This window comes from Glaciimonas sp. OK215 (genome assembly GCF_057787885.1).
This window is the reverse complement of record NZ_CM173544.1, coordinates 2849415-2875255: the sequence shown is the minus strand read 5'-3', so window position 1 is coordinate 2875255 and position 25841 is coordinate 2849415. Positions and strand designations below refer to the sequence as shown.

Here is a 25841-nt window from a genome sequence, read left to right as displayed (position 1 = left end):
AGGCCGTCTTCGGATGTCGTCACTTGAATAGGAAAACATGATGGGAATAGGAAATTCAACCTTAAATGGCAGGCCGTCAAAAGCCTGGTGGGATGCATGGCCGCAGCCCACTTCCGCAAACGAGGAGCAGCGCGCGCGTCGGGCAGACGAGTTCGAGGGAGTGGAACCCGAGCCGGAAGAACCCGTTCCGCCGGTCACGGTAGCGCAGGTGCATGCATTCGAGGAACAACAGGCCGCCAGGAGGCGCGTGCTCCATCCCGACACCTTGCCGACGCCGTGGCCAGCCACGGCGTTCCTGCTGTGGGCGAATCTCACCCAGGAAGTTGAGCGTGTCCGGCAAGTGGCAGCCCCAAACCGGCATATCCGTTCGGCCCCGGAGAGTAGCAACAACAACGCAGAACCGGCGCAGCCCGCCGCTCCAGCCTCGCACCAATCCGTCCCGGCCGGAGGCGGCAACAGCGCCGCAGTCTCGCCGCTGCGGGCCGAGCCGGACCGTCTGCAGTCGAACCATACATTCCCGGTCCAGGCCGCCGCTACGGCAACAGCGATCCCCAAGCACCCCGCCGCCGATGGCTTCGCCGAGAAATTCTCGCACCAATACCTCGCACAGCGGTTGGACCAACTGGATCACGCGTTCCTGGCGGACTATTTGAAACAGGCCGGTTATGCGGGGCTGGGGGACTACGCCGGTTGCGCGCCCGCTCCGCAGGTGCTGGCCGCACTGTACCGGCATCTTGGGGGCGACCCGGCCGCGGTTGAGCGGTTGGACGCGCAGTCGCTTGAGCGGTTGATGCGGCATGTGATGCGCGAACTCGGCTTTTACGGCGCGCGCGACGGACAGGCGATCGCGCCGGACTTTCAGCGCCAGGTGCTGACCAAACTGGTCTCCCGGTGGGCCAACGGCTGCCTGCAAACGCCGGCCCGGATCGCGGGCTACTCCTGGACGACGGCCGCGCGCCAGCAGCGCACGCTGACGCAAATCAGGGAAGAGGTGGCAAGCCGCCTGCAAGCGTTCGGCTTGCCGCAGGACGTCGCAACATGGGCCGGCGCAATGCTGCTGGCGGGCGCCGAGCCCGCGCTTGCGCGTGCCGACACCCCAGGCGAGCTGCGTTACGGCAGCCTGGAATGGGCCGACCTGCAAACCGGCATAGATACGGCCACCGCGCTGGAGCAGGACCAGGAGTCGATGACCTACGCTGAACTGGTCGCGTTGGCCCGGGCCAGCGACATCGCGACGCGCCAGCACCCGGACGCCGCCGCCGCATTGCTGGCGCCGCAGGTCCGGACAGCGCTGGTGTTCGCCGGCGTGTCGCTCGAACCGGACGACCCACAGGCCGGCGAACACATCGAACAGGCGCTGACGGCGCTGGGTGATGCGCGTACTGTGCGCTGGGAAGCGGCGCAACTTCGGCTCGAAGCGCTGGACGCGCTGCAGGCTCCGCTACCGATGCGGCGCCAGATGGCCCTGCAGAATCTGGCCGGTCGCAACATCGATCCTCAGCAACGTTTTCCGGTACCGGTCGGGGCGAGGCACCCTGTAGGCGGGCAACCGGTTACCGAAGACGAGGCGCTGACTCTGTATCTGGACGGAAAAGGCTGGCTGGTCGACCGCGGATTGCCGGACGTGGACAAGGAGTTCGACCAGGCCTTCATGCAATACACGTCGAACTACCAACGGGCCGTCAATACCCTCTTCGACGCTGTGGTCCTGGCCCTGCCCGAGCCAGACCGCAGCTTCTGGCAGCAAGGTCAGGCGCAACTTCTGGTGCCGGACGTGGCCCTCGATCTGAAGGGCATGTCCAGCCTGTCGCAATGGCCTCTGCGGATGCGCGAGCTGACCGCAATCGTCGCCGTCAGCCACAACGGCAAAGCGCGCCACTATCTGGTCTCGGCTGCGGGCGGCGACAGCCCGCCGATTCGGCTGATCGCCGCCGATCTCCCGCGCGCGCTCGACAACGTCGATCCCGCGGCGCTCGACCAAGCCTTGCTGCCTTACGCCGATGACCTGTTTACGAACGCGGGAGATATGCAGAAAGCCCGACGCCGGGTGTGGAGTTTCCGCTCCGATGGAGAACCCGGCCCGGCCACCTCGGTGCTCGCGCAGCGCTTCATCCAACCGGTCGAAGCGCTGCGTGAACAGGCGTACACAGCCACTGCAAACCAGCAGATCGGGCAGGCAATCCGGCAGACGCTGCTGTCGCTGATTCCCCTCTACGACTGCGTGACCGAAGCCAGGGCCGGCAATGCGGGAGGGACGGCGCTGGCGTGCGGACTCGATGTCGTATGCCTGATTCCGGTGATCGGCACGGGCATCAAGCTCGGCGTCGGCGCTGCCAAGCTGAGTATCCGGCTGGGCAGCGCCGCGCTGCTGCAACTGGCCAGGAGCGGGCTGTCGCGCCAGACGCTGCACATGGTGGCAGCGCAGGCGGCCCCGCTGGCAAGGTATGGGGCGAGCGGCGGCAAGGGGCTCGCGCGGGCCACGGCGCAGTGGCTCGACCCGGGGTTCGAGTTGATGGGAAAAATGCCGGCAGCGGCTCGCCACGCGTTCATGTCGACCTTGCGCCGCTGGCCCGATCTGAAGCCGCTGGCCGCACGCATCCAGGCGTCTCTGAAGCGCCAGCCGTATCGCTTCGATGCGCAGGCCGGCGTCTGGCAGATGCGCAATCGCGCCGTCATCCACGACGGCGGCCGCCGGTTCGCGCACATCGAGGGACGCGAGTTCGAACTGATCGATCTGGGAGATACCCGGCATGTTCCGGTACTGCGTGTCGAAGGCGGCGACGACGCCCGCTTCGCGCTGGTCGACCCGCGCAGCGGCCTGGCTTATGGGCCGCAATGGGTGCCGACAGGTGCCGGCTTCGAGACGCTGGGCGATTATCGCGTCCGCCTGAAAGGCAAGCTGCCGGCAGCGGATGAACGAGGAATCGTCCAATTCAGGCAGCGTGACTACATTCAGGTCGACGGCCTGTATTATCCGGTGCGCCATGATGTCCAATGGCAAACCTGGCGCATCCACAAGGAAGACAATCCGAACGGCTATCCGATACCCGTCCGCTACGACGCCCGCCGCGCCGAATGGCAGATTCACGACGAGGTCGGCTTGCGGGGAGGCAGTCCGCCCGAGCCGCCATCGCTGGCCGATCTTCCCGTCGAGACGATTAGCGAGATCGCGCACCGTTTATCGGACGCGGACATCGACCGCTTAAGCCTGGTAAGCCGGCGCTTGCGCGACGCGCTCGCCCAGGAACGCACCGTACGCCGACTGATTTTACAAGCACAGCAGCTCAGGTCGCTGGAGGAGTTTCAAGCGTTGCTGCGCGCGTCTGCGGAGAGCCCGCAGGTGATCCGGGGCTTGAGAATGTCTCTGCAGGAGCGTCCGCTTGCAGTGCTGAGCAGCCGGATTCGCGTGTTGCCGGATATCGACCGCCTCGCCGCATTCAATCTCATCCATGAGGTCGTGACTGCCGCGACATTTCCGCTGCAGCACCGTGCGGTACCGCTCGCCGCGCTCGCCAGTCAAATCGTGCATCTGCATGAAGGCGAGCGATTGGCGGCATTCAACCGCATTCATGACGACCTGACCAGCGCGGCGTTTCCGCTACCGCGCCGCGCCGCGCCGCTGGCCGTACTCGCAGCGCAAATCAGCGATCTGCCGGAGGAGGTCCAATTGAATGCGCTCGGCAGGGTCCTCGATGCGACCGCAGCACTTCCTGAGCAGTACCGTAGCGGACCGCTTACGCCAGCGGCGGACGCAATCGGTTTCGTGCCGACAGCCGGACAGTGGCACATGCTCAACCGCGTGCATGTGGCGCTTGCCCCGCTGGCGGAAGAGCATCGGGTTGCGCCGCTGACGGCAATCGCCGAACAACTCTCCGCAGAGTTCACCGAACTGAGCGATGCCCAGAGACGGAATATGTTCGACCGGGTGTTGATTGATACAGGCAGACTGACAGATGCCCGGTTCCGTGTCGCGCCGCTCCACCAGCTTGCGCAGCGCATTCCCGATCTGGCAAGACCTGACCGACACAGCGCATTCGACCGCGTCCTGGTGGTGCTCGCCGGACTTGCCGTGCTAGATCGTAGCGCTACGCTTGCCACGCTGGCGCAGGAAATCCGTACTCTGGCGGCGCCCGCCCGGCGAACCGCATTGGACGAAATCTTGGGGGCGATCGACCGGCTTGCCATGCACGACCGTAGCACTGTGCTCGCCACGCTGCCGGGTGAAATCCACTTTCTGCCGGTACACGCCCGCAACCGCGCGTTCGACGCAACTCTGGCGGCGATCGGCCGGCTTGCTGTAGAGGATCGTAACGCGCCGCTCCTCGCCGCGGCACATCATCTCTCCAGCCTGCCGGAGCCGGTACGGCCGGCCGCGTTCGGCCGCATCCTGGCGGCGGTCGTGGGGCTTGCCGTGCATGACCGTAGCAGCGCGCTCGGAGCGCTTGCGCGCGATATCGCCTTTCTACCGGAGACGGCCCGGCGGCGCGCATTCGATGCCACCCTGTCGGCAATCGTGGCGCTTGCCGAGCAAGACCGCGGGCTCTTGCTCGAAGCGCTTACGCGCAACATTCGCCGTCTGCCGGAGACTGCACGGCGGAGCGCGTTCGACCGCATCGTGGCGGCGCTCGCCGGGCTTGCTGTACAGGACCGCGGCGGGCTGCTCGAAAGACTGGTAAATCAGCTCCCCCGTCTGCCGGCGGCTGAACGGCCGGGTGCGTTTGAGCGGATCTGCTGGCAGATCGCGGATATTGCCGAGAATCACCGCCGCTTGCTGCTGCATACGCTCCTGCGCGAAATCTGGGGCTTGCCGACAGCCGACCGGTTACCGGCGTTCCGGCAGTTCCTCCCGCAAATCCAGCTGTTGCCGGACAACCGGCGAGCGCAGATGCTCGGCCAGCTCGTCACGGCACGCGCCGACCTTGCCGGGACCTACGGCGACCTGCTGCTCGAACTGTTCATCAGGGCCATCGATACGCTGCCGCATGATGACCGTTACCTCGCGTTTACCCGGGCCTTGGCGGCGATCGGCGGGCTCGGGGCGGACCAGCGCATGCTGGCCGGCGACCTGCTCGGGCATCTGCAGCGCCAGATTCCCGCCTTGCCGCAAAACCAGCAGGCAATTGCGCGCCGGGGCGTTCAGGTTGCCTATATGGCGCCCGATGTCCGCCAGCATTACGCGGATACCGGCTGGATCGACCAATTGGCAATCGCCCCCGACCCTGAGGAAACGCCCGTCGTCTTCAGACGCGTGTTGCCGGACGGAGCTGTAGAGTCGCGCGAATATTGGACCGGCTCGGTGCAGTTCGGCGAGGCCGGCAACCGCAATGTACTGCTGGAGCCGGTCGACGCGGGTGGCACGAGGCGCTGGTATCTGGTCGGTCGAAACGGCGAACGCCTGAGTCAGTCCCTTGACCGGCGCTATGGGGGCAGGCTGACGCCGGATTCTACGCCGCCCGCGAACGCGGCTGGCTGACAAAGCCTGCCGGTTTACACATGAACCGGCAGCGACAACTTGCACAGGAGAACTGATGGGAATAGGAGATTCAACCTTAAATGGCAGGCCGTCAAAAGCATGGTGGGACGCGTGGCCTCAGACCACGTCCGAAAGCGGGCAGCGCGCACGTCCTGTAGACGACTTCGAGGGGATGGAACCTGAGCCGGAGGAGCCCGTTCCGCCCGTCACGGTAGCGCAGATGCACGAATTCCTGGAAGAGCGGGCCCCGCGCGAGCCCGATCCCGCCGGGTTGCCGACGCGCTGGCAGGCCACGGCGTTGCAGCTGTGGGCGAATATTACCCAGCAGGTTGAGCGTGTCCGGCAAGCGCCGGCCCCCCTGCATATCCGCTGCGTCCCGGAGGACAACGACAATAACGCGGAACGGGCGCAGCCCACAGCTCCGGCGTCGCACCAATCCGCCCCGGCCAGCGGCGCGGCGAACGCAGGGGGCCAGCACGTCGCGAGCGAGTTGGCCAAGCTGGAACATACGCTCCTGGCCGGCACGGCGTCCCCTTTTTCGGAGAATGTCGCTCAAACTACCCGGCATGTCAGGCAAGCGCCAGCCCCACACCGGTATATTCGTCACGCCCGACAGCGGTATACCAGCCGCCAAGCCGAATCTTGGCAGATCAGCCGCCACGCCGAACATTGGCAGGCCAGCCGTCAAGCCGCGGTCGGCACCAGCGACAACGCGGAACGCGCCCGGCCCACCGCTCCGAGCGCAAACCAAACCGTTGCGGCCGGCAGCGCGGATAATGCAGGGGTGTTGCCGATCCGGCCCGCGCAGCACGCCGCCGTCGGCGGAATGATCCGGCGTCAGGTGGACCAGCTGGATCCGTCGTTGTTGCCGGACTATTTGACAACGCAGGGCTATGCGGAGGTGGGGCAGCAGTCAGGTTGCGCACAGGATGCGGCAGTGCTGATGGCACTGCACCAGCATCTGGCGCCGGCCCGCGAATTCGTCGGCGATCCGGCTTCGCTTGATCGGCTGAACCCGGATGCGCGCGCAAACCTGATGCGGTATGTAGCACGGGAACGTGGCTTTTACGGCGCGCGCGCCGGCGAGCAGAGCGCGCCTGAATTCCAGCGCCAGTTGCTGATCAGGCTGGTTTCCCCGTGGGCGATGGGCTGTGCGCCGGCCAGCGGCACGAGTACGGCCGCTCCGGGGTTTGCTGCGGTGACGGGACAGGAAACGACGGCCTGGATCAAAGCGCGGGAATTCAGCCGTCTGCAAGCCTCCGGTTTGAGCACCGACGCCGCGGAGTGGGTGGCGGGCCTGCTCTGGGCCGATGTCGAACCCACGGTGGTACGCGCCGATACCCCGGGTGCTCTGCGTTACGGCAGACTGGAATGGGCGGACCTGCAAACCGGCATCGACCTGGCCGGCGCGGCGGGACTGGATCACTGGTCGATTGGCTACAGCGAGCTGGTCGCGTTGGCCCATGCCGGCGATATGACGGCGCGACTACATCCGGATGCCGCCGCCGGGTTGCTGGCGCTTCAGGTCAGGACGGCGCTGGTCTTCGCCGGCATGGCGCTCAAGCAGAAAGTCCCGCATGACCGTGAGGACATCGAACGGGCGATGATGTACCTGAACGAGTTGCGTAGCGCGCGCTGGGAGCTGTTGCAACAAAGGCAGCAGGCGCTCGAGACGCTGCATGCGCCGCTGCCGATGCGCAGCCTGATTGGCGCACGGATCTTGCGGGAGCATGGCATCGATCCTGAGCAGCACATTACGGTTCGGCGCAGCGGGCTCGAAGTAGGGGGGAAGTATTACGCGCATCCGACCCGGACGAGACTGAGTCAGTATTTGGGGGGAGACCGCTCGGGCGCGTTAGTCGTCGACGGGGGCCGGGACGCGCGCATCCTGCCGGACTTGGACCCGCTGTTCGACCAGGCCTTCACCCAATATAAGGTGAAGGCTCAGCAGGCTATCGAGTTGCTCTACGGCGAAGCGATCGCAGCTCTGCACGAAGAAGACCGCACTTTCTGGCAAAGAGGCAAGGCGCAAATCCTGGTGGCGGAAGTCCGGGCCGGGCGCTATCTGCCGGTGAAGCCATCTTCGCCGCGGGACATTTTGGCTGAGCGTCCTTTTTTAGAGAATTCTTCTCCCCAGACTAAGCCGTTCACGGCCATCGTCGCGCTCACGCATGACGGACAAACACGCCACTATCTCGCTGCCATGGCAAGCGCGGAAGGACGGCTGATCCGACTCCTCGCCCGCGATCTCCCGCATGACGCTGCGCATAGCCCGGGCAACGCCAGCATTCTCGACGACACCTTGTTCCCTTACATCGACGATCTGGTTACGCAGGGAGACGCCGCAAGAGCGGCCGAGCAGCGGCGCTGGAGGCTCGTTCCCGGCGGCGCATCAGACTGGGCCGTCTCGGTGTTGGCGGAATACTTCGTCGAGGCCATCGAAAAGCTGCGGGATCAGGCCTATCAGCCCACCCAGAAACAGCAGTTCGAACAGGCCGTCCGGGACGGGATGCTGTCCCTGATCCCCTTGTATAACTGCGTGACCGAGGTGCAGGCGGGTACCGTGGGAAGCGCAGTGCCGTCGTGCGCGTTCGATGCCGTGGGTCTGGTTCCGGTGGTCGGCACGGCGGTGAAGGTCGGCGTCGGCGCCGGCAAGCTGACCTTGCAGGTCGGCACCTCAGTGCTCAAACAGCTGGCGCAAACCTCGGTCAAGGGGCGACTTTCCCAACAGGCGCTGCGCACGGCCGTCGCGGAAATAGCGCGCGCGGTGCCACTGGTAACGTCGTTTGCGCGCAGCAGCGGCAAGGTCCTGGCGTGGGAGACGGTACAACTGTTCGATCCGGGAATCCAGCTTTTTCATAGCGCCGGCAAGGGGCTCCGCAGCGTTGGCAAGGGCCTCCGGGCACTCCTTTCGACTTTGCGCCAGGAGCCCGGGTTGCAAGTGCTGGCCGATCGCATCGGTGCGGCGCTGAAACAGCAACCGTTCCACTTCGACGCGCAAGCCGGCGTCTGGCAGATTCCCGCTGACGCTGTCACCCGGCAGGGCGGTCGCCGGGTCGCGCACGTCGGCGGGCGCGAGGTGGAAGTGATCGATCTGGGCGACGTCCCACGGGTTCCGGTGGTCCGGGTCGCCGATCGCGCCGATGCCCGCTTCGTCCTGGTCGAACCGCTCCAGGGCCGGCCGTATGGGCCGCAATGGGTGCCGACAGCCGACGGCTTCGCGGCGCTGGGCGACTATCGGGTCCGCCTCGAAGGCCCGCTGCCGGACCCGGATGCACGCGGCATCGTCCGCGTCGGGCAGCGCGACTACATCCAGGTGGACGCCGAGTATTACCCGGTGCGCCATGACGAGGCGTCGCAGAGCTGGCGCATCCATCGGGAAAACGACGGTGCGCCGATCCCGGTCCGCTACGCTGCCGGCAGCGGGCAATGGGAAGTGCAGGGCGACGACGGCGCAAGCGGCGCTGTTGCTGCGCGGCGGCCCTCGCTGGGCGATCTTCCCAACGAAATGCAAAGCGGGATCGCCAGCCATTTGCCGGACGCGGACACCGGACGGATGAGCCAGGTGAGCCACCACTGGGACGAATTGCTCACGCAGGAACGCCAGGCCGGCCAACTCGCCGAAGAAGCACGCAGCGTCGGGCGGCTGGCGCAGATGCAAAAGTTGCTTGGCGGCGAGGGCATGGTGGGTATCCAGGACTTGAGAATGTCTCTGCGCGACCGTCCGCTGCTGGCACTGACGCAGCGGATTGGCGCACTGCCGGACCTCGAACGGCCGGCGGCATTTCATTTTCTCTTTGACGCCATCAGCGCGCTTCCTTCGCAACAGCGCGGGATGCCGCTCGCGGCGCTCGCCAACCGGCTCGGGGATCTCGTGGCAGTTTATCGGCAGACCAGGCATCGGCGCATCTTCGACGATACTTTAAGGCTGGATGCGCGGCACCGTGCGGGGCCGCTTGCCGCGCTTGCCGGCCAGGTCGGGCAGTTGGATATGCAGGCGCGGTCGGATACATTTGACGATCTCATCCGCGAGACGTTACTGCTGGATGCGCGACACCGTGCGGTACCGCTTGCGGCGCTTGCCATGGCAATCCCGCATCTTCCGGAGCGCGTACGGCCGGATAGATTCGATCTTGTCTTCGCCGAGGTCGGCACGCTTCCGATGGGACAAGGTGCCGGGCCGCTTGCCGTACTCGCCGAGCAAATCGGGTTGTTCGACGAAATCGGTAGGCAGTCTGCATTCAAGCGCATTCTGGAACGGATTGACGCGCTTCCCACGGAGCGCAGAGCAGAACCGCTGGTGTCGGTCTCAGGGCAAATCGAAGCGTTGAACGAAATCGGTCGGCAGTCTGCATTCAACCACATGCTGGAACGGATTGACGCGCTTCCCACGCAGCACAGAGCGGAACCGCTGACGTCGCTCTCAGGGCAGATCGAAGCGTTGAACGAAATCGATCGGCAGTCTGCATTCAACCGTATGCTGGAACGAATTGAAGGGCTGCCCGCAGAATATCGTGCGGTACCGCTCGGGGCGCTGACAAGCCAGGTTCCGACGCTACCCGGGGACGGGTGGCTGGCGCCATTCGACGGCATCCTGCGCGCGGCGGTCCGGCTCGATGCCGGCGTGCATGGCGAGCCACTCACGCGGGTTGCGGAGCTCGTTGAACGGCTGCCGCCCGAGCGCAGACTAGCGGCAGTCCACGGCCTCCTGGACGCGGTCGAGACGCTTGATCCGGAGCGGCGTGCCGGGCAATACACGCAACTTGCGTGGCGCATTATCGAATTGCCGGAACATCAGCGGCTGGAGGGATACGACGCCGTGTTCGGCGCGACGCTCCGGCTTCCCGCGGAACGCCGCGCCGTACCGCTGGCGGAACTGACGGACCACATTTTCTGGATGCCGGACCAGCGCCAACCGGATGAATTCAACCGTATCCTGGGTCAGGTCGACGCGCTCCCTGCTGAACAGCGCGACCTGCTGCTGAAGGCCCTGATAAAACAAGTCCGCAGCCTACCCCGCGAGCGCCGGCCGGATGTATTCGAGGGCCTGCTTAGCGCGGCTGTTGCGCTTGATGGAGGCGAGCCACTCATGCGGCTTGCAAGAATCATCAGACAGTTCCCTAGAAACCGCCAAACGGCAGCATTCGACCGGCTCATCGACGCGACTGCTGTGCTTGATGCCGGCGTGCGTGGCAAGCAACTGATGCGACTTGCAAGGCTCGGTCAACGCTTGCCGGAAGACCGGCTGGCGGCATTCCGCAGCCTCATGCGCGCGGTTGATGAACTTGATGTGGAACGGCGTGGTGAGCAATACGTACAACTTGCGCGGCTCCTCGATCAACTGCCGGAACACCAGCGGATGGCTTTATTCGACGCTGTTTTCACAGCGGCGGTCGCGCTTCCCGAGGAACACCGTATCGCACCGCTTGAGGCGCTGATCGCCCAGGTCCACGTGCTGCCGGGAAGCCGGCGACTGGATGCCATCAGGCGCGTCGCCCCCGAGATGAGTGCGCTTTCCCAGCCGACCTGGGACGCGGCGCTGTCGACACTTGTATGGCAATTCGAATTCCTGCCGGAACGGCGACTGGATATGTTTGCGGCTCTGACCCGCGCATCGGCCTTGACTACGCCGGAAAACCGCGCAGGGCTGCTCTGGCGGCTGACGAACCGCATCGGCTCCGTCGAGCCGGCGGCAGATCGGGGACGCGCATGGCGCAGCGTTCTACGCGAAACCGAGACGCTTGCCCCGGAAGCGCGCGCCCTGGCATACAGGACGCTGGCAAACCGCATCGACGCGATACCATCTGACCAGGATCGGCTGGACGCATTTAACGACCTCCTTGCCGAGATCAGGAGACTTCCTCTAGAACAGCGTGACGTACCTCTGATTGCAGCCGCCGACAATATCCAACTGTTGCCGGGAGTCGAGCAACCGGCTGCATTTGACAGGATTCAGGACATTCGCGCCGCCGCTCCGGCCGAGTAAGTTGCGGGTCGGTCTGTGCGGCGTCCGGCAAGGCGGCTGAAGCTGCGCGCCGGATGCCGTCATTTTTCTGCCGCATCACGAACGTCCAATATTCAATAGGAGAACACGATGGGTGCAGGACCCTCGACTTTAGGAACGTGGCGCAACGCATGGCGCGACGCCCGCAACACTGATGCGAACGAGGAGCAGCGCGCTCGCCCGCCGGATGAACCCTGGCGTGCTTTTGCGCCTGTCACGGTAGCAGAGGTGCAGGCATTCGAGCAAGAACAGGCCGCCCAGCGACGCGGGCCCCACCCCGACGCGTTGCCGATGCCGTGGCAAGCCACGGCGTTGCAGCTCTGGGCGCATCTCACCCAGACTGCCCGGCAGGTCCGGCAAGCGCCAGCCCCAACCCGGCATGTTCGCTCCGCCCCGGAGGACAGCGCCAACGCGGCAGGGGCGCAGCCCGCCGCTCCGGGCGCGCACCATTTCGCCCCGGCCAGCGGCGCGGCTAACGCAGGGGGCCAGCACCTCGCGAGCGAGTTGGACAAGCTGGAACATACGCTCCTGGCCGGCACGGCGTTCCACTTCCCGGAGGATGTCGCTGAGGCTACCCGGCAAGTCCGGCAAACGCCAACCCCACACCGGCATATCCGTCACGCCCGACACCGGTATATCAGCCGCCACACCGAATCTTGGCAGATCAGCCGCCACACCGAATCTTGGCAGATCAGCCGCCACGGCGAACATTGGCAGATCAGCCGCCACGGCGAACATTGGCAGGCCAGCCGTCAAGCCGCGGTCGGCACCAGTGACAACGCGGAACCGGCGCAGCCCGCCGCTCCGAGCGTGAACCAATCAGCCTCGGCCAGCAGCGCGGATAACGCAGGGGGCTTACCGGTCCGGCCCGCGCAGCACGCGGCCGATGGCGGAATGATCCGGAGTCAGCTGGACCAGCTGGATCCGTCGTTGTTGCCGGACTATTTGACAACGCAGGGCTATGCGGAGGTGGGGCAGCAGTCAGGGTGCGCGCAGGATACGGCAGTGCTGATGGCACTGCACAAGCATCTGGCCCCGGCCCGCGGATTCGTCGGCGACCCGGCCTCGCTTGATCGGCTGGACTCGGATGCGTGCGCGAACCTGATGCGGCATGTGGCGCGGGAACGCGGGTTTTACGGCGCGCGCGACGGCGAGCAGAGCGCGCCTGAATTCCAGCGCCAGTTGCTGATCAGGCTGGTTTACCCGTGGGTGATGGACTGTGCGCCGGCAAGTGGCACGAGTACGGCCGCTCCAGGGTTGCAGAAGGCACATGAAACGATGGCCCGGATCAAAGAGGGGGGAATCGGCCGTCTGCAAGCCTCCGGTTTGACAGCCGATGCCGCGGAGTGGGTAGCGGGCCTGCTCTGGGCCGATGTCGAACCCACGGTGGCACGCGCCGACACCCCCGGCGATTTGCATTACGGCAGTCTGGAATGGGCCGATCTGCAAACCGGCATCGACCTGGCCGGTGCAGTGGGACTGGATCACTGGTCGATGACCTACACCGAACTGGTCTCGTTGGCCCAGACCAGCGACATGGCAGTGCGGCAGCACCCGGATGCCGCTGCCGAGTTGCTGGCGCCCCAGGTCCGGGCGGCGCTGACCTTCGCCGACATAGCGATAGAACCGGACGATCCGGATAGCGGCAAGCGCATCGAACAGGCGCTGACCTTGCTGAACGAAGCGCGTAGCGCGCGCTGGGAGGCGGCGCAGCACAAGCTCGAAGCGTTGGAAATGCTGCAGGCGCCGATGCCGATGCGGAGCGAAATTGGTGCACAGATCTTGCGCGAGCATGGCATTGACCCTGTGCAGAAAATTGTCGTCCAGCGCAAGAGATTTGGAGTACGGGGCGAGCATGTCGAGCATCCCGACCAGACGATGCTGAGCCGGTATATGGGAGGAGACCGCTCGTACTCGTTGGGCGGCAACGGAGAAGAGCGCGTCCTGCCGGACCTGGACCCGCTGTTCAACAAAACTTTTACGCAATATAAGTCGAGCCATCAACGTGCCTTCACGGTCCTCTTCGACTACGCTGTCCAGGCCCTGCCGAAGCAGGATCGCACTTTCTGGCAAAGAGGCGATGCGCAAATCCTGGTGCCGGAAGTCCGGGACCAGCGTTCCCTTGAGCAGGGTTCATTGGCTACGCGTCCTGTTTTAGCGGATTCGCTTCCTCGGGCGAAACCGTTCACGGCCATCGTCGCGATCACGCATGACGGGCAAACACGCCACTATCTCGCTGCCATTGCAAGCGCAGAAGGACGGCTGATCCGATTGATTGCCGGCGCTCTCCCGCGCGACGCCGGCGCTAGCCCGGGCAACGCCAAAATCCTCGACGACGCCTTGTTCCCTTACATCGATGACCTTGTTACGCAGGGAAGCGCCGTAAAAGCGGCCGAGCAGCGGCGCTGGAAGCTCGTTCCCGGCGGCGCACCGGGCCGCGCCATCCCGGTATTGGCGGAATATTTCGTCGAGGCCACCGAGAAGCTGCGTGATCAGGCCTATCAGCCCACGAAAAAACAGCGTTTCGAACAGGCCGTCCGGGATGGGCTGATGTCGATGATCCCGCTCTACGACTGCGCGAGCGAGGTCCAGGACGGTACTGCAGGAGGGGTGATATTCTCGTGCGGGCTCGATATCGGGAACCTTGCTCCAGGGGTCGGCCCGGCGTTTAAGACGGGCGTGGGCATCGGTAAGCTGGTCGTTCGCTTCAATATTTCAGCGCTCAGGCAACTGGCTAACGCCGCAGCCACAGGGTCTTTTCGTCGAGCACTGAGCAAGGTTGCTGGCAACCAGGCAAAGTTGGTGGGTAGCGGCGGCAAGGCGCTGGCATGGGAGGCGGTCCAGGCATTCGATCCGGGATTCCAGCTTTTTCACCTCGCCGGCAAGGGGCTCCGTAGCGTTGGTAAAGGCCTCCGCAGCAGCGGCAAGGGTCTCCAGGCACTCCTTTCGACTTTGCGCCAGGAGCCTGCGCTGCAAACGCTGGCCGATCGCGTCACTGGGTTGCTGACGCGCAGCCCGTTTCATTTCGACGCGCGGGCCGGCGTCTGGCAGATGCACGCTGACGCTGTTACTCGGCGGGAGAGCCGCCGGGTCGCACAAGTCGGCGAGCGAGAGATGGAAGTGATCGATCTGGGAGACGTCCCGCGGGTGCCGGTGGTCCGGGTCGCAGAGCGCGCCGATGCTCGCTTCGTCCTGGTCGAGCCGCTCCAGGGCCGGCCGTATGGGCCGCAATGGGTGCCGACCGCGGACGGCTTTGCGGCGCTGGGCGACTATCGGGTTCGCCTCGCAGACCCGGTGCCGGATCCGGATGCAGGTGGCATCGTCCACGTCGGGCAGCGCGACTACATTCAGGTGGACGCCGAGTATTACCCGGTGCGCCATGACGCGGACCGGCAGAGCTGGCGTATCTATAGGGAAAACGAACCGGATGGCGCGCCGATCCCGGTACGCTACGATGCCAGCAGCGGGCGCTGGACAGTGCAGGGCGACGACGGCGCAAGCGGCGCTGTTGCGGCGCGGCGGCCGTCGCTGGGCGATCTTCCCAACGAAATGCAAAGCGGGATCGCCAGCCATTTTTCGGATGGCGGCACCGGAAGCATGAGCCAGGTGAACCGCCACTGGGACGAATTGCTCACGCAGGAACGCCGGGCCAGCCAACTCGCCGAAGAAGCACGCAGCGTCGGAAGCCTGGCGCAGATGCGAGGGTTGCTCGGCGCTGAGGGCATGGCGGGTATCCAGGACTTGAGAATGTCTTTGCGCGACCGTCCGCTGGTGGCACTGACGCAGCGGATTGGCGCACTGCCGGAGCTCGAACGGCTGGCGGCATTTCACTATCTCTACGAGGCCATCAACGCGCTTCCTTTGCGAGACCGTGGGATGCCGCTCGCGGTACTCGCCAACCGGCTCGGGGATCTGGCGGCAGCGTATCGGCAGACTGAGTATCGGCGTATCTTCGACGAGACGTTAAGGCTGGAGCCGCGGCACCGTGCCGGGCCGCTTGCCGTTCTTGCCGGCCAGGTCGGGCAACTTGAGAAGGTTCATCCGGTACGGTGGAATGCGTTTAACGAGCTAATCCGCGAGACTTTAGTGCTGGATGCGCGACACCGTGCGGCACCGCTTGCGGCACTTGCTACGGCAATCCCGCATCTTCCGGAATCCGCACGGCTGAATAGATTCGACCTGGTCTTCGACGAGGTTGGCCCGCTTCCGATGGGACAACGTGCAGGGCCGCTGGCGTCGCTATCAGGGCAGGTCGGATCGTTGCACAGAATCGATCGACAGCCGGCATTCGAGCGCATCCTGGAACAGATTGGCGTGCTTCCGGCGCGACATGCGGCCGGACCGCTTACGTCGCTATCAGCGCAAATCGAAGCGTTGCCAAGAATCGATCGGCAGTCTGCATTCGAGCGCATCCTGGAGCAGATTGGCGTGCTTCCCGCGCAATACGGCGCGGGGCCGTTGGCGTTGCTATCAGGGCAAATCGGATCGTTACTCGACGGGCAGCGCGCATTCAACCGTATTCTGGAACGGATCGACGCGCTGCCCGCAGAATATCGTGCCGTACCGCTTGCGGCGCTGACAGACCAGGTTCCGATGCTACCCGCGGACGGCTGGCTGCAGCCATTCGACGGCATCATTCGCGCGGCGCTCTGGCTTGATGCCGGCGGGCATGGCGCGCCACTCGCGCGCGTTATGGAACTGATTGTTGAGTTGCCGCCTGAGCGCAGACTGGCTGCAGTCCGCAGTCTCCTGCATGCGGTCGAGACGCTCGATCCGGAGCGGCGTGGCGAGCAATACACGCAACTTGCGCGGCGCATTTTCCAATTGCCGGCACCCCAGCGCCTGGATGGATTCGACGCTGTGTTCAGCGCGACGATCCGGCTTCCCGCGGAACGCCGCGCCATACCGCTGGCGGAACTGACAGCTAACTTTTCCTGGATGCCGAAAATTCGGCAACCGGATGAATTTAACCGCATCCTGGGACAGATCGACGCGCTGCCGGCGGAACACCGCGACCAGTTGCTCAAGGCACTGACAAACCAAGTCCGCGAGCTCCCCCCCGAAGATTGGCCGGAGGCATTCGAGCGACTCGTTGTCGCGGCTGCTTTGGGTGGTGCCGGCGTGCAGGGCGAGCCACTCCTGCGCCTGGCAAGAATCGTCGGACAGTTGCCGGAAGAGCGGCAAGCAGCTGCGTTCGACCGCCTCATCGACGCGACTGCGCCGCTTGATGCCGGCGTGCGCGGCGAGCAACTGATGCGTCTTGCCAGACTCGGTGAACGCTTGCCGTTTGACCGGCTGGCGGCATTCCGCAGCCTCCTGCGCGCGGTTGAGACGCTTGATGCGGAGCGCCGTGGCGAGCATTACGTACAATTTTCGTGGCTCATCGGTCAACTGCCGGAACACCAGCGGCCGGCTCTATTCGACGCTGTTTTTGCAGCGGCGCTCGCGCTTCCCACCCAATACCGTGTCGTACCGCTTGAGGCACTGACCGCCGGAATTTACCTGTTGCCGGGAAGCTGGCGACTGGATGCGATCAGGCGTGTCGGCAGCGAGATGAACGCGCTTTCCCCGCAGACCTGGAACACGGCGCTCACGGCACTTGTGCAACAATTCGAATCGCTGCCGGAGCGGCGCCTGGAAATGTTTGCGGCTCTGACCCGCGCATCGGCCTTGACCAGCCCGGAAAACCGCGCAGCGCTGCTGCGGATGCTGACAGATCAAATCCGCTTCGTCGATCCGCCGGCAGATCGGGGACGCGCATGGCGCAGCGTTCTGCGCGAGACCGAGACGCTTGCCCCGCAACCGCGTGCCATGGCACACGCGGCCCTGGCAAGCCAAATCGAAGCAATACAATGGGACCAGGATCGGATAACTGCATTTAACGATCTCCTTGCCGCGATCAGGACGCTTCCTCCGCAGCACCGCACCGTCCCTCTGATTGCAGCCGCAGACAATATCCGCTTGTTGCCGGGACCCGGGCAACAGGCCGCATTCGATCGAATTCGGGACAACCGCGCCGCTGCTCATGTCGAGTAAGTCGTGCCAGTAGGATCAAGTCGCGAGGGCGGTCAAGCGGGCGTCACTTTCGCCGTCATCTGCGCTTGTAATATAGCGCGCTCTTGCAGCAAGCCTGATTTTTCATCACTCAGTCGATCTACCTTTTCCTCGGCTTCGGCCATCCGCTCCGCCAGTAGCGTTTTTTCCTTTTCTTCCACTGCGACCCGCAAGCGCGCTGCATACAGCGCTTGTTGGGTCGTTTCCAACGTTTGTTTCAGTTCACTGCGATCGCTGCTCAACTGCTGTACCTGGTATGCCAACTGACTACGTTCGCTGCTGACCAACTCGGCTTGCCGGCGTTCGATGCGTCCGCTTTCTTGTAGCTGTTGGACTTCCTGGCGCAGTGCGGGAAGCTGGGCGAGTTGTGCTTCTTGCTGGGCTAATACCGACTGTTGCGAGGCGCATTGTTGCCGGCTGCCGGCCAACTCTTGCTCCATCCGCATCAGTTTTTGCTCAAATGCCCGGCGCTCCTCGGCGCGCTGTGCGGCGCTGGCTTCCTGGTAATGCTCGAACTGTGCGCGGGCGTAAGCGAGTTGCTGATTCATCGTCACAATTTCCGCCGCGCGATCTGTGAGGCGGTTTTGCAAGCCGGCATTTTCGGCCTGGGCACTGGCTAGCGTCAGATTTAGTGCGCGCTGTTCGGCGCGCAATTGCTCGAATACCTGCTGCGCGCGAGCGACATCTTCGCTTAGCTGCGCATTCGCTTCGGCGGCTGCCGTGTTTTCTTCGTGCTGCCGTTGCAGCGTTTCGGCCATGGCATCCAGTTCTTTTTGATGGGCCTGTTGCGCCTGCTCGATTCTTTGTTCGACATCCGCTTGCAGGTTTTCGTACACGATTTTCATGGCATCGATAAGCGTCGCCGGAATGCCGGTATCGACGCTTGTCGCGTTTTCCTGCTGTTCCGCCCTCCATCGCTTGAGCAGCGGGGCGATCGTGCTTTTACTGCCAGTGCTGCCCAACTCTTCGCGAACGCTATCCACAGTAGGATTTTTACCAAGCGCGAGTAATTTGGCGGCAGCTTGCGTGACATCGGTATACAGAATTCCAGTGCGGCCCATTTTTCATCCTTAAGTAACGTATTACGTGTTACGTAATATTATCTTATATTATCTGTATTCGTGTGTTTTGCTATTGAGGTTTATGACACGCGATAATGTATGTTATCGCGCGTTATGTTTGCTATGATGACGTCTTCCTGTGTAACGCCCGTTACACAGCCACGCAGTCAAAATTCAACAAAATCCATGTCGCAAAACAAGTCGTTTAAAGGTGCTGATGCGGATCAGATTGGTAGGGCTGATGCCGCCGTCGGGTTTGCGGGGGGCGATGGCGGCCTTAACGACCGTGCTGGTCAAACTCAGTCGTTGCTTGTTCAGGGTGTCGCCGGCGCGATGCAGGTCGAGCTGTGGCAACAGCAGCAGCGTGAATTTCTGGCGGCCGCTACTTCCGATAACACGCGCCGCACTTATCGCTCGGCGATCCGCCACTACCTGGAATGGGGTGGTGTTTTGCCTGCGGATGAGGCAATGATCCTGCGTTATTTGCTGACTTTTTCGCAGTCGCTGAATGCACGCACCCTGGCGCTACGCCTGACGGCGCTGTCGCAATGGCATAGCCAGCAAAGCTTTCCCGATCCGGCGGCGACGCCGACTGTGCGTAAAACCTTGCTCGGTATACAGCGCATGCATGGGCAGCCGACGCGCAAGGCAAAGGCCTTGCCGGTGGAGGATATGACGCTGATCGTGGCTGCATTGCAGCGGCTGGAGACGCTGAAAGCCAGGCGTGACAATGCGTTGCTGCAGATTGCCTATTTCGGCGCGTTCCGGCGTAGCGAGGTGGTGCGCCTTCAAGTTGCGCATATTGCATGGGAGCCGGAGGGATTGCTGATTACCTTGCCGCGCTCCAAGACGGATCAAAAGGGTGAGGGAATTACCAAGGCAATTCCGTTCGGTGATCAGGCTTGCTGCCCGCCGAGCGCTTTGCGTGGATGGTTAACAGCGGCGGAAATTACCTCTGGGCCGGTATTCAGGGGTATTTCCAAATGGGGCAAGGTCGGCGCCGAGGCGCTGCATGAGGCCAGTTTGAATGGGATTCTGAGCACTGCGGCAGCGTTGGCCGGATTGCCGTATGTGCCTCAGCTCAGTAGTCATAGTTTGCGGCGCGGACTGGCGACGAGTGCCTATCGTGCCGGCGCGCGCTTTCAAGATATCAAGCGGCAAGGTGGCTGGCGTCATGATGGAACGGTGCAGGGCTACATCGAAGAAGCGGGGCGCTTTGAGGAAAACGCCGCTGGTCATTTGCTGCGGCGACAGAAATAGGAGCTAGCCGAAGCCCGGAACATCCCGGTCGTCTCGCGGAATGCGGGCATTTACTGCGATGTCCGAATTCGGCGAGACGAGCGACCTCGGTTTCACTACAATCTCCGATATCCGTAAGAGCTTTCTGAAGCTTCCGAACATACTTTTTTAGTCGCTTCCAATCAAACAAAAAATATACATGAATATCGTCGAGCTTTTACTGCTGGCTGCAATTTGGGGTGCTTCATTTCTGTTTATGCGGATGGGGGCGCCGGAATTCGGGCCGGTGGCGTTGATTGCCTTGCGGGTCGGGATTGCCGCGCTGGTACTGCTGCCGGTCCTGCGGTCAGCCGTCGCACGTCAGCATTTACGCCATAAGGCGTGGCCATTGCTGGTGGTTGGGATTGCTAACTCGGCGTTGCCGTTTTGCTTGTTTGCTTATTCAACTTTGTACGTCAATGCCGGTTTCGATTCGATCTTGAATGCCACGACACCGCTCTGGGCCGCTTTGGTAGCGCTGCTGTGGTTAAAAACCCCATTGGCGAAATTGCAAGTGCTGGGCATGCTGATCGGGTTGGCCGGTGTCGTGATCCTGGTATGGGACAAAATCGGCGCTGGATTGCCAAGCGTGTGGCTGGCGATCGGTGCGGCGTTGCTGGCAACATTGCTGTATGGGTTTGCCGTTAATTATTCCAAGCAGCGCCTGGCTGGTGTGCCGCCGTTTGTGGTGGCTTTCGGCAGTCAATTTTTTGCAACGGTCGTGCTGCTGCCGTTCGCGTTGTTCTACTGGCCGTCGGGGCCGGTTTCGACATCGGCCTGGTACGCCGTGCTGGGTTTGGGGGTGGTGTGCACCGGCCTCGCCTACATTCTGTATTTCAGGCTGATTGAAAATGTCGGCTCCGCGTATGCGGCATCGGTGACTTTTTTGATCCCGATCTTTGGCGTGATATGGGGTGCCGTTTTCCTCCGGGAAGAGGTGAGTCAGACCATGATAATGGGTTGCCTGGTCGTTCTGCTTGGCACCGCGCTGGCGACCGGCAAAGTCAAATTACCGCGCATTGCGGGTTCCTGACGCTATCTGGCCTGCCAATTTGCACTTCAAGATGCCGGTCAGTGTTGTCGTAAATACTTCGAATACCGGCCGTTATTGCATAGTTGATACGGCGCTCGATGTTTTTATGTCACTTTGACCGCTTTCAGCGAAATTTGACGCGTACAACTATGGCATAATCAAGGGCTAATATCACTGTTTGGCGCGACCTTGTACGCGATTGATTATGTTAAAAACGCTCTACGACAAACTCTGGGAATCTCATGTTGTCCACGCCGAAGAGGATGGCACTGCGATTCTTTACATCGATCGTCATTTGTTGCACGAAGTGACTAGTCCCCAGGCTTTCGAAGGTCTGAAGCTGGCTGGGCGCACTCCATGGCGAGTTCCGGCCAATCTTGTCGTGGCCGACCATAACGTCCCGACCACTGATCGCGCGCATGGCATCGCCGATCCGGTGTCACGCCTGCAAGTTGAAACCCTGGATGCGAATGCCAAGAAATATGGCCTTACCTATTTCGGCATGAACGATTTGCGTCAAGGGATCGTGCATGTGATCGGGCCTGAGCAGGGCGCTACGTTGCCCGGCATGACGGTGGTCTGCGGTGATTCGCACACATCAACGCATGGCGCGTTCGGTTGTCTGGCCCACGGCATCGGCACTTCCGAAGTCGAGCACGTGCTGGCGACCCAGACGTTGCTGACAAAAAAATCCAAATCCATGCTGGTCCAGGTTGACGGCGCGATTCCAAACGGCGTCACGGCGAAAGACATCGTGCTGGCTATCATCGGTCAAATCGGCACCGCCGGCGGCACCGGGTACGCGATCGAGTTCGCTGGTGCGGCGATACGTTCGTTGTCGATGGAGGGCAGGATGACGGTCTGCAACATGGCGATCGAAGCGGGCGCGCGTGCCGGCATGATCGCGGTCGACGACACCACGATCAATTACGTCAAGGGCCGGCCGTTTTCCCCGGTCGGACCACACTGGGAGCGGGCCGTCAGTTACTGGCGCACGCTGCACACCGACGTCGGTGCCAGGTTCGACATGGTGGTCACACTGAATGCCGCTGAGATCAAGCCGCAAGTCACTTGGGGTACCTCGCCCGAAATGGTGGTGGCGATTGACGGCCGCGTACCGGATCCGGACAAGGAAAAAGACCCGACCAAACGCGACGGTATGGAAAAGGCGCTGGCTTATATGGCGCTGAAACCGAATACCGCGATTGAAGATATACGCATCGACAAGGTATTTATCGGTTCTTGCACCAATTCGCGGATCGAAGACTTGCGTGCTGCTGCGGTGGTGGTACGCGGCAAATTCCGCGCTTCGAATGTCAAGTTGGCGATGGTGGTGCCAGGATCCGGTCTGGTCAAGGAGCAGGCTGAGCGCGAAGGTCTGGACAAGATTTTCAAGGATGCCGGCTTTGAATGGCGAGAGCCTGGTTGTTCGATGTGTCTTGCGATGAATGCCGACCGTCTGGAGCCGGGCGAACGTTGTGCGTCAACTTCGAACCGTAATTTTGAAGGCCGTCAGGGTGCCGGTGGCCGTACCCATCTGGTGAGTCCGGCAATGGCCGCTGCGGCGGGTATCGCAGGTCATTTTGTTGATGTACGTTCCCTGTAGTCTGAACTTTCAATTTTAGAAATTATGAAAAAAATCATTGCTTTATGCATTCTTGTTGCGGCCGCTTCGTTGATGGCCGGATGTAATACGTTTCATGGTTTCGGCAAGGATGTCGAACATGTGGGCGAAAAAATTCAGGGAAAGTAAGCGCGCTGATTAGTGCAAGTGTGTAAATGCACCCTATATTGGAATAAATGTCATGAACAAATTTACTGTGCTGGATGGTTTGGTGGCGCCGCTGGATCGCGCCAATGTCGATACCGACGCCATCATCCCGAAGCAATTCTTGAAATCGATTCAACGCACCGGATTCGGCCCGAACCTGTTCGACGAATGGCGTTACCTGGATCATGGCGAGCCAGGCAAGGACAACTCGAAGCGGCCGCTAAACCCGGATTTCGTCCTGAATCAGGCGCGCTATCAAGGTGCCTCGATTTTATTGACGCGCAAGAACTTCGGTTGCGGCTCCTCGCGTGAACATGCGCCGTGGGCGCTTGACCAATACGGTTTCCGTGCTGTGATCGCGCCTAGCTTTGCCGATATTTTCTTCAATAACTGTTACAAGAACGGTTTGCTGCCAATCGTCTTGCCGGAGACGCAGATTGACCATTTGTTTGATGAAGTCAAAGCTTTCCCTGGCTTCCGTCTGATCATCGATCTGGAAAAACAAGTGGTGATGACTTCGAATGGCGGCGTCAGCTATCCGTTTGAAGTGGGCGAATTCCGTAAATATTGCTTGCTGAACGGCCTTGATGACATTGGTTTGACGCTGCGTCAGGCCGACAAGATTCACGAATTCGAAGATCGCCACCTGTTTGATCAACCCTGGTTGGCAAATACCATTTGATGATTTGCAGGACGGTGCTGCAAGGCTGCCCGGCACAATTGTGCCACTCTGCATTTCAATGCTTTTTTGAACCCATCTATTTACAACAACATGAAAATTGCAATTTTGCCTGGCGATGGCATCGGCCCCGAAATCATTGAGCAAGCGGTAAACGTTCTGAATGCGCTCGATGAAAAATTCGAGCTGGAAACGGCTGTTGTCGGCGGGGCTGGTTATGCAGCGCACGGTCATCCGCTGCCAGATGGCACACTGAAGCTGGCAAAAGAAGCCGATGCGATTTTGTTTGGCGCGGTGGGCGATTATCAGTACGACTCGCTGGAACGGTCATTGCGTCCTGAGCAGGCGATTCTCGGCTTGCGTAAGAATTTGGGTCTGTTTGCCAATTTGCGCCCGGCGATTCTGTATCCGGAACTGGCTGGCGCCTCGACACTCAAGCCGGAAGTGGTTTCCGGTCTGGATATCCTGATTATTCGCGAATTGACCGGCGATATTTATTTTGGACAGCCGCGCGGTGTACGTACTGCACCCGATGGCGCATTCAAAGGCGAGCGCGAAGGTTTTGATACCATGCGTTATGCCGAGACGGAAATCCGGCGCATTGCGCATGTGGCTTTCCAGACTGCGCAAAAGCGCGACAAGCGTTTGACCAGTGTTGACAAAGCCAACGTGCTGGAAACTTTCCAGTTCTGGCGCGACATCGTCACTGACGTCCACAAGGAGTATCCGGACGTCGCGCTGGAGCACATGTATGTCGACAACGCGGCGATGCAGCTGGTGCGCGCGCCGAAGAAGTTCGATGTGATCGTTACCGGCAACATGTTTGGCGACATCCTGTCGGATGCCGCGGCGATGCTGACCGGCTCAATTGGCATGCTGCCATCGGCCTCATTGGACGCCAACAACAAAGGTTTGTACGAACCATCGCATGGTTCGGCGCCGGATATCGCCGGCAAAGGCATTGCCAATCCACTGGCGACCATTTTGTCAGCGGCGATGATGTTGCGTTTCTCTCTGAATAAGGCTGAACAGGCTGATCGCGTCGAAGCGGCGGTCAAGAAAGTTCTCGCACAAGGTTTACGGACCAGCGATATTTATGAAGCAGGCACCACCAAAGTCAGTACCGGCGAAATGGGCCAGGCAGTGGTCAAGGCGTTGGCCTAAGGTTTGCCGGAGCAGTGGTGTGAATGACCGCTTGTTTTGGGTTGTCTTGTCAGGTATTGAAGTTGCGGGAGTGTTCCCGTTCATGTTTTAGGGAGTGATGATGAAACTGGTTGGTTTAGTCGGTTGGCGTGGCATGGTTGGTTCGGTCCTGATGCAGCGGATGCAGGAAGAGGGCGACTTCGCCCATATCGAACCGGTATTTTTCTCAACTTCAAATGCCGGCGGTAAAGCACCGGCATTGGCAAAAAATGAAACAACATTAAAAGATGCCAATGATATTGAAGCGTTGAAAAAATGCGACATCATTATTACCTGCCAGGGCGGCGACTACACCGGCGAGATTTTCCCGAAACTGCGTGCAGCTGGCTGGAATGGCTACTGGATTGATGCGGCGTCGACCTTGCGCATGAAGGACGATGCAATCATCGTGCTGGATCCGGTCAATCTGGATGTCATTAAAGACGGCCTGACCCGTGGCATCAAAAACTACGTCGGCGGCAACTGTACGGTCTCATGCATGATGATGGGGCTGGGTGGTTTGTTTCAGCACGACTTAATCGAGTGGATGACGTCAATGACGTATCAGGCCGCATCCGGCGGCGGTGCGCAACACATGCGTGAATTGCTGACGCAGTTCGGTGCTATCAATGCCGAAGTCAAATCGTTGCTCGACAATCCGTCGGCAGCCATCCTCGAAATCGATCGCAAGGTATTGGGCAGGCAGCACAGCTTCTCTGCTGATGAAACCAAGCAATTCGGCGTGCCCCTGGCGGGCAATCTGATTCCCTGGATCGACAAGGATTTGGGTAACGGCCAGTCGAAAGAAGAGTGGAAAGCCGGCGCCGAAACCAACAAGATTCTGGGACGCGGCGAAGGGTTCAGCAACGGCGGCAAAGCGATTCCAGTGGATGGCTTGTGCATCCGCGTCGGCGCCATGCGCTGCCACTCGCAGGCTCTGACCATCAAGTTAAAGAAAGACGTGCCGCTTGATGAAATTAATGACATCATCGCCAGCAACAACCAATGGGTGAAGGTGGTGCCGAACAACCGTGAAGCATCGATGCGTGATCTGACGCCCGCCGCCGTCACCGGTAGCCTGACTATTCCGGTTGGTCGCTTGCGCAAGCTGGAAATGGGCGGTGATTACCTGTCGGCGTTCACTGTTGGCGATCAGTTGCTGTGGGGGGCTGCGGAGCCGCTGCGGCGCATGCTGCGGATTGTTCTGGATGTATAAATAGTATTGCTGCAATACTAACCATGTAGTGGACAGTGGTCGAATCACAACAGATGCTTCGATGTTTGGTTGGTAAGCTGGTCACAACTG

The 25841-nt window shown here is 61.8% G+C and carries 11 protein-coding genes; 10 read left to right on the top strand and 1 reads right to left on the bottom strand.

What is annotated here, in order from left to right; all coding sequences use genetic code 11:
- The first annotated feature begins 37 nt into the window (after positions 1-37).
- The 3 genes from AC3CHX_RS12960 (at position 38) to AC3CHX_RS12950 (ending at position 17513) form a co-directional block, all read left to right on the top strand.
- A complete protein-coding gene (locus AC3CHX_RS12960; protein ID WP_488644406.1) occupies positions 38-5473 on the top strand; it encodes an F-box protein in 5436 nt (1811 codons plus the stop codon).
- A 220-nt stretch (positions 5474-5693) separates the two neighbouring features.
- The gene (locus AC3CHX_RS12955; RefSeq protein WP_488644405.1) at positions 5694-11459 is read left to right on the top strand and encodes an F-box protein; all 5766 of its coding nucleotides are present in this window, start codon (positions 5694-5696) and stop codon (positions 11457-11459) included.
- A 108-nt stretch (positions 11460-11567) separates the two neighbouring features.
- Entirely contained in the window at positions 11568-17513 is a 5946-nt protein-coding gene (locus AC3CHX_RS12950) for a hypothetical protein (protein WP_488644404.1), read from the top strand.
- Between the two features lie 32 nt (positions 17514-17545).
- Here AC3CHX_RS12950 and AC3CHX_RS12945 read toward each other — a convergent pair whose 3' ends face one another.
- Complete coding sequence (locus tag AC3CHX_RS12945) at positions 17546-18592, bottom strand: DNA-binding protein (protein ID WP_488644403.1); 1047 nt, start codon at positions 18590-18592, stop codon at positions 17546-17548.
- A 186-nt stretch (positions 18593-18778) separates the two neighbouring features.
- On the opposite strand from AC3CHX_RS12945, the gene AC3CHX_RS12940 reads away from it, so the two are divergent.
- From AC3CHX_RS12940 to asd, 7 genes are all read left to right on the top strand, one after another.
- The gene (locus AC3CHX_RS12940; RefSeq protein WP_488644402.1) at positions 18779-19852 is read left to right on the top strand and encodes a site-specific integrase; all 1074 of its coding nucleotides are present in this window, start codon (positions 18779-18781) and stop codon (positions 19850-19852) included.
- Positions 19853-20030: 178 nt separating this feature from the next.
- On the top strand, positions 20031-20903 hold the full coding sequence (locus AC3CHX_RS12935) for a DMT family transporter (RefSeq protein WP_488644401.1): 873 nt from the start codon (positions 20031-20033) through the stop codon (positions 20901-20903).
- A gap of 205 nt (positions 20904-21108) precedes the next feature.
- Positions 21109-22509: a 3-isopropylmalate dehydratase large subunit gene (leuC, locus tag AC3CHX_RS12930; RefSeq protein ID WP_488644400.1), complete on the top strand. Its 1401-nt coding sequence runs from the start codon at positions 21109-21111 to the stop codon at positions 22507-22509.
- A gap of 24 nt (positions 22510-22533) precedes the next feature.
- Positions 22534-22656 (top strand): entericidin A/B family lipoprotein, encoded by a 123-nt coding sequence (locus AC3CHX_RS12925; RefSeq protein WP_488644399.1) that lies wholly within the window; start codon positions 22534-22536, stop codon positions 22654-22656.
- A 52-nt stretch (positions 22657-22708) separates the two neighbouring features.
- Complete coding sequence (leuD, locus tag AC3CHX_RS12920) at positions 22709-23356, top strand: 3-isopropylmalate dehydratase small subunit (protein WP_488644398.1); 648 nt, start codon at positions 22709-22711, stop codon at positions 23354-23356.
- Between the two features lie 90 nt (positions 23357-23446).
- Positions 23447-24517 carry a 3-isopropylmalate dehydrogenase gene (gene leuB / locus AC3CHX_RS12915; RefSeq protein ID WP_488644397.1) on the top strand — a complete coding sequence of 357 codons (1071 nt, stop codon included), beginning with the start codon at positions 23447-23449 and terminating at the stop codon, positions 24515-24517.
- Positions 24518-24617: 100 nt separating this feature from the next.
- Entirely contained in the window at positions 24618-25751 is a 1134-nt protein-coding gene (asd, locus tag AC3CHX_RS12910) for an aspartate-semialdehyde dehydrogenase (RefSeq protein WP_488644817.1), read from the top strand.
- Positions 25752-25841 lie beyond the last annotated feature (90 nt).

What these genes read in the sequence shown, in the direction of transcription:
- leuC (WP_488644400.1), top strand. Translation starts at nt 21,109, where the DNA reads ATGTTAAAAACGCTCTACGACAAACTCTGGGAATCTCATGTTGTCCAC.
- AC3CHX_RS12925 (WP_488644399.1), top strand. Translation starts at nt 22,534, where the DNA reads ATGAAAAAAATCATTGCTTTATGCATTCTTGTTGCGGCCGCTTCGTTG.
- AC3CHX_RS12940 (WP_488644402.1), top strand. Translation starts at nt 18,779, where the DNA reads ATGTCGCAAAACAAGTCGTTTAAAGGTGCTGATGCGGATCAGATTGGT.
- leuD (WP_488644398.1), top strand. Translation starts at nt 22,709, where the DNA reads ATGAACAAATTTACTGTGCTGGATGGTTTGGTGGCGCCGCTGGATCGC.
- AC3CHX_RS12950 (WP_488644404.1), top strand. Translation starts at nt 11,568, where the DNA reads ATGGGTGCAGGACCCTCGACTTTAGGAACGTGGCGCAACGCATGGCGC.
- AC3CHX_RS12960 (WP_488644406.1), top strand. Translation starts at nt 38, where the DNA reads ATGATGGGAATAGGAAATTCAACCTTAAATGGCAGGCCGTCAAAAGCC.
- leuB (WP_488644397.1), top strand. Translation starts at nt 23,447, where the DNA reads ATGAAAATTGCAATTTTGCCTGGCGATGGCATCGGCCCCGAAATCATT.
- AC3CHX_RS12945 (WP_488644403.1), bottom strand. Translation starts at nt 18,592, where the DNA reads ATGGGCCGCACTGGAATTCTGTATACCGATGTCACGCAAGCTGCCGCC.
- AC3CHX_RS12935 (WP_488644401.1), top strand. Translation starts at nt 20,031, where the DNA reads ATGAATATCGTCGAGCTTTTACTGCTGGCTGCAATTTGGGGTGCTTCA.
- AC3CHX_RS12955 (WP_488644405.1), top strand. Translation starts at nt 5,694, where the DNA reads ATGCACGAATTCCTGGAAGAGCGGGCCCCGCGCGAGCCCGATCCCGCC.
- asd (WP_488644817.1), top strand. Translation starts at nt 24,618, where the DNA reads ATGAAACTGGTTGGTTTAGTCGGTTGGCGTGGCATGGTTGGTTCGGTC.